Consider the following 4,422-nt stretch of genomic DNA (forward strand, 5'->3'; position numbering starts at 1 on the left):
CGGCGCGGCGCTGGAGCCGGGCGTCGTGCCCCCGGGTGCGGGGGCCGCAAAATGACACGCGGGGTGGCGGGCGCGCGCCACGCGCGCGGCGTCGTGTCCCTCGAGTTCGTGCTGATGCTGCCGTTCCTGCTGATGGTGCTGATCGGCATCATCGATACGAGCCTGATCCTGTGCGACAAGGCCGTCATCACGAACGCGAGCCGCGAGGCGGCGCGCGCCGGGGTCATGCTGCGCGTGCCGATGCTGACCACGACGCAGATCGCCAGCATCGCGCAGAACGCGATGCAGAACAGCCTGATCACCGGCGGCACCGCGACGACCCCGGCGGTGACCGTGACGCAGGCGAACGGCACGACGTCGGGCACCGCGCTGACGGTGACCGTGACCTACACGTATTCGGGGCTCGTGCTGGGTTCCGCGTTCAGCGCGCTCACCGGCCCGGTCACCGTCTCGGCGACGTCGGTGATGCTCTATGAATGACGTGATCGCCACGCCACCCGCCGGCGCCGAACGGCAGCGCGGTTCGGTCGCGCTGTTCTTCCTGCTGTTCCTGATTCCGCTGCTGTCGTTCGGCGCGCTGGCGATCGACATCGCGTGGGTGGTCACGGTGAACAACCAGTTGCAGAACGCGGCCGACGCGGCCGCGCTCGCGGGGGCCGATGCGATGATGTCGCCGAGCGGCGGCGCGGTGAACTGGTCGCAGGCCGCGCCGGCGGCGAATGGCGTGATCGCCCAGAACTCGGCGGCCGGTTCGGCGCTGTCGACGGGTACGGTGACCACCGGATACTGGAACGTGACGCGCAGCCCCGCATCCATGCAGCCGACGACCATCACGCCCGGCCAGTACGACGTGCCGGCGGTACAGGTCACCGTGTCGCGCGCACCCGGCGTGAACGGCGGCTCGATTCCGCTGCTGCTGGGCGGGCTGCTGGGGATTCCCGGCGCATCGGACAGCGCGACCGCCGTCGCGGTGCTGGCGGCGCCGGGCGGGGTCGGGGCAGGCGGGCTGTTTCCGGTCGCGATCGACCAGTGCGTGTACAACCTGTACTGGAACGCGTCGACCAACCAGCCGCTGATCAATCCGCTGACGGGCCAGCCGTTTGAATTCTCGATCACGAACGGCCAGGTCTACGGCCTGCTGTGCATGGGCGGGCAGTGGACGTCGTTCCAGTCGACCGCGACCGACACGACGACGATGGGCGGCCTGATGACAACCGGCAATCCGACGACGCTCAACATCGGCGACAGCATCAATCTCGCGACCGGCGTGAAGGCGACGCTCTATACGTCGGTGCCGGTCGGCACGACGGTGGTGCTGCCGGTCGTCACGCAGACCGCGACCAGCACCACCGTGCCGATCGTCGCGTTCGCGCCGTTCCATATCGACGTGTCGCTCGGCGGCTCGTACAAGTACATCCAGGGCCATTTCGTCGCCGGCGTGAAGATGACGGGCGTCGCGACCGGCGTCGGGCCGTACTACGGCATCTACGTGCCGCCGCGGCTCGCGTTCTGAGCCCCGGGGCCGGCGCGGCGCAGCAGCACGAGGAGCGCGAACAGCGTCACGACCGGGCCGACCTGCGGCCATTGCAGCCACGGGTTCAGGTATTCGACGACCGGCAGCAGCCACATGAGCATGATCGCGGCCTGCTCGCCGCGCAGCCAGCCGTCCTGCCAGCCCGTCGCCAGCATGCACGCGATCGCGATGCCGAGCCAGGCAAGCTCGTAGTGCCACACGTACGGATTTGCCGCGAGCGTGGCGACCGCCAGCACCGCCGCGCGCAAGCGGATGTCGCGCGAGCGCGTCCACACGATGCAGGCGGCGGCGATCGCCAGCGCCGCGATGCACGCCTGCGCGGCATACGCGACACCAGGCGGCAGGCCCGCGAGGCGGAACGCGGCGAACGGCGCCGGCGACGCGAGCCAGAACACCACGCCTTGTTCGAGGAGGAGCGTGCGCGCGATCGCCGTGCCGGCGACGAACAGGTGTAGCGACTCGACGCCGCAGATCAGGACGCTCAACGCGGCGAACGCGGTGGTGGCGAGCGCGGCCCACGCGATCGTGCGCCAGGCGCGCGTGGCGACCAGCACGAACGGAAACAGCAGCGCCATCTGCGGCTTGGCCGACAGCAGGCCGATGCAGAGGCCTGCCCACATCGGCCGACGATCGGCCCAGCAGACGGCCAGCGCCGCGCACGACGCGGTCAGGAACGCGTTCTGCCCGAACATCCCGGTGACGAACACGAACGGGGCGGCGACCAGCGCGAACCCGCCGATGCGCGATGCGCCGGGGATCGCGCCGAGGCCCGATACGCGCGACGCGGCGAAGCCGAGCACGATCACACCGAACGCAACGAACAGCGGATAGCCGATTGCATAGGGCAGCAGCGACAGCGGTGTCACGAGCAGCAGGTTGGTGGGCGGGTACAGCCACGCGACGAGGTCGTCGCGGCGGAACTGCGGGAACAGGTCGGCGGCCAGCCGCGAGAAGGTCGGCAAGTCGTACGCTTGCCACGGCGAGCCGTGCAGCATCACGTACGACGCCGACCAGAACACCGCGTAGTCGGCGCCCGGGCGTGACGACGCGGTGGCGGGCGCGTGACGGACGACGGTTATCCAGATCGCGGCGAACAGCGCATAGCACGCGAGCGCGACCGCGCTGTACGCAACGACGCGCCGCGGTGTCAGCCACGCGCGGACGGGAGGGGCCGCCGATCGTATCGATTGCCGGGCGAGATCCATGCGTCGTGCGCGCGGTTACTTGACGGACGCTTTGCGCGCGACGCCGTGGCCGGCGGCCGCGGGCGGCGCTGTCCGGCGGCGGGCCGCGTGCGTGCGCTTGAGCGGGAACTGCAGCAGCTTCGACGCCGGATGCGCGGCGGCGTCCCGCTGCGCGTGATAGCGCCGCCGCACGAGATAGACCGGGCGCTGCTTCGACTCGTGGTAGATGCGGCCGAGGTATTCGCCGATCACGCCGATGCCGATCAGCTGGATGCCGCCGACGAACAGCATCACGGAGATCAGCGACGCGTAGCCATGCACGGGATTGCCGAACAGCAGCGTGCGCAAGACGATGAAGGTGCCGTAGACGAACGACAGCGCGGCGAACGCGAGCCCGAGGTAGGTCCACACGCGCAGCGGCACGGTGCTGAAGCTCGTGATGCCTTCGAGCGCGAAGTTCCAGCGCCGCCATCCGGAGAATTTCGAGCGGCCGCCGCTGCGCGGCGCACGCGTGTATTCGATGATCTCGGTGCGATAGCCGACCCACGCGAACAGGCCTTTCATGAAGCGCCGCCGCTCGGGCAGCGCGCGCAGCGCGTCGACGACCTGGCGATCCATCAGGCGGAAATCGCCGACGTTCTCGGGCATTTCGACTTCGGAGAGGCGGTTGTGCACGCGGTAGTAGAGCGCGGCGGCCACGCGCTGCATCAGCGGGTCGCACATGCGGTCGGTGCGCTTCGCGGCGACGACCTCGGCACCGGCGAGCCAGCGTTCGATCATGGCGGGGATCAGCGCGGGCGGGTCCTGGAGGTCGGCGTCGATCAGGATCACCGCGGTGCCGGCGGCTTCGTCGAGGCCGGCGGTGAGCGCGGCTTCCTTGCCGAAGCGCCGGGTGAGATCGACGATGCGCACGCGCGGGTCGCCGGCGGCGACGTCGATCAGCCTGCCGAGCGTATCGTCGCGGCTGCCGTCGTTGATGCAGACGATCTCGAAACGGACCGACTCGACCGATTCGAGGATCGGCAGCGTCGTTGCAAAGAATGCATCGATGGCTTCGTCCTCGTCGTGGAACGGCACGACGAGCGAGACCAGTGGCTTTCTGGCATGCGCGGACATACGTCCCCCGAGAGATCCGGCCTGCGCTGCACCGTATGGATCCGGTTGTCGTCCGCGGCAGGCCGGACGACTGGCGTTCTGAACATTGTAGGCAGGATTCGGGGATTCGTAACACGAATCGATGCGGGTGCGGCGGATGCGTCGACGGGGGGCGTCGACGTCGGTATCGTGCGACGCGGCGGCCGGGTTTCGACGCCTGACCGCCCCGCGCGGAAGGAACAGGGCGTCACGCTTCAGCGACAGGGCCGGCCGCGCTCGTAGCGCACGGCGGCGCCAGCGGAGACCGCAACGTGCGCGTGTGCAACGGTTAGCATGTCGACTTGACGACGATGGTCACGGAGACAGCCATGCAAGTCCAGGAGCTGACAGGTGCGCCGCTGGATTACTGGGTCGCGGTCGCGGAAGGCCACGACGCCCCGCGCGTCGATGCGTCCGGGTGCACGTCGATTCGTACCGCGGGCGGTGTGCCGACGCCGTTCGCGCCGTCGTCGGGGGTGGCGGACGGCGGCCCGATCGTCGAGCGCTCGCCGTTCGCCGGATTCGAGCGCGACGGCGGGCGCGGCGCATGGCGGGCCGTGCTGCACCGGG

Annotated in this window: 5 protein-coding genes; 3 read left to right on the forward strand and 2 right to left on the reverse strand. The window is 69.9% G+C overall.

The window, feature by feature from the left end; translation table 11 throughout:
* Positions 1 to 51: 51 nt before the first annotated feature.
* Together G3O00_RS40305 and G3O00_RS40310 are read left to right on the forward strand one after the other, a co-directional pair.
* Positions 52 to 480, forward strand: coding sequence for a TadE/TadG family type IV pilus assembly protein (locus tag G3O00_RS40305; protein ID WP_206146325.1), 429 nt, complete (start codon positions 52 to 54; stop codon positions 478 to 480).
* Positions 473 to 1,513, forward strand: coding sequence for a TadG family pilus assembly protein (locus G3O00_RS40310; RefSeq protein WP_206146326.1), 1,041 nt, complete (start codon positions 473 to 475; stop codon positions 1,511 to 1,513). Before G3O00_RS40305 ends, G3O00_RS40310 begins: the two co-directional genes overlap by 8 nt.
* Here the strand turns inward: G3O00_RS40310 and G3O00_RS40315 are convergent.
* Together G3O00_RS40315 and G3O00_RS40320 are read right to left on the reverse strand one after the other, a co-directional pair.
* The gene (locus tag G3O00_RS40315) at positions 1,486 to 2,739 is read right to left on the reverse strand and encodes a glycosyltransferase family 87 protein (protein ID WP_206146327.1); all 1,254 of its coding nucleotides are present in this window, start codon (positions 2,737 to 2,739) and stop codon (positions 1,486 to 1,488) included. The two genes, G3O00_RS40310 and G3O00_RS40315, sit on opposite strands and share 28 nt — an antisense overlap.
* A gap of 15 nt (positions 2,740 to 2,754) precedes the next feature.
* Complete coding sequence (locus tag G3O00_RS40320) at positions 2,755 to 3,834, reverse strand: glycosyltransferase family 2 protein (RefSeq protein WP_206146328.1); 1,080 nt, start codon at positions 3,832 to 3,834, stop codon at positions 2,755 to 2,757.
* 347 nt (positions 3,835 to 4,181) lie between these two features.
* Between G3O00_RS40320 and G3O00_RS40325 the strand changes: the two genes are divergently transcribed.
* On the forward strand, positions 4,182 to 4,422 hold a 241-nt coding region (locus G3O00_RS40325), incomplete at its 3' end, for a phage protein NinX family protein (RefSeq protein ID WP_206146329.1).

It is taken from the genome of Burkholderia sp. Ac-20384 (assembly GCF_017104605.1).
GTDB classification, from domain to species: domain Bacteria; phylum Pseudomonadota; class Gammaproteobacteria; order Burkholderiales; family Burkholderiaceae; genus Burkholderia; species Burkholderia lata.

Coding starts and splice junctions, on each gene's coding strand:
- G3O00_RS40305 (WP_206146325.1), top strand. CDS start 52: ATGACACGCGGGGTGGCGGGCGCGCGCCACGCGCGCGGCGTCGTGTCC.
- G3O00_RS40310 (WP_206146326.1), top strand. CDS start 473: ATGAATGACGTGATCGCCACGCCACCCGCCGGCGCCGAACGGCAGCGC.
- G3O00_RS40315 (WP_206146327.1), bottom strand. CDS start 2,739: ATGGATCTCGCCCGGCAATCGATACGATCGGCGGCCCCTCCCGTCCGC.
- G3O00_RS40320 (WP_206146328.1), bottom strand. CDS start 3,834: ATGTCCGCGCATGCCAGAAAGCCACTGGTCTCGCTCGTCGTGCCGTTC.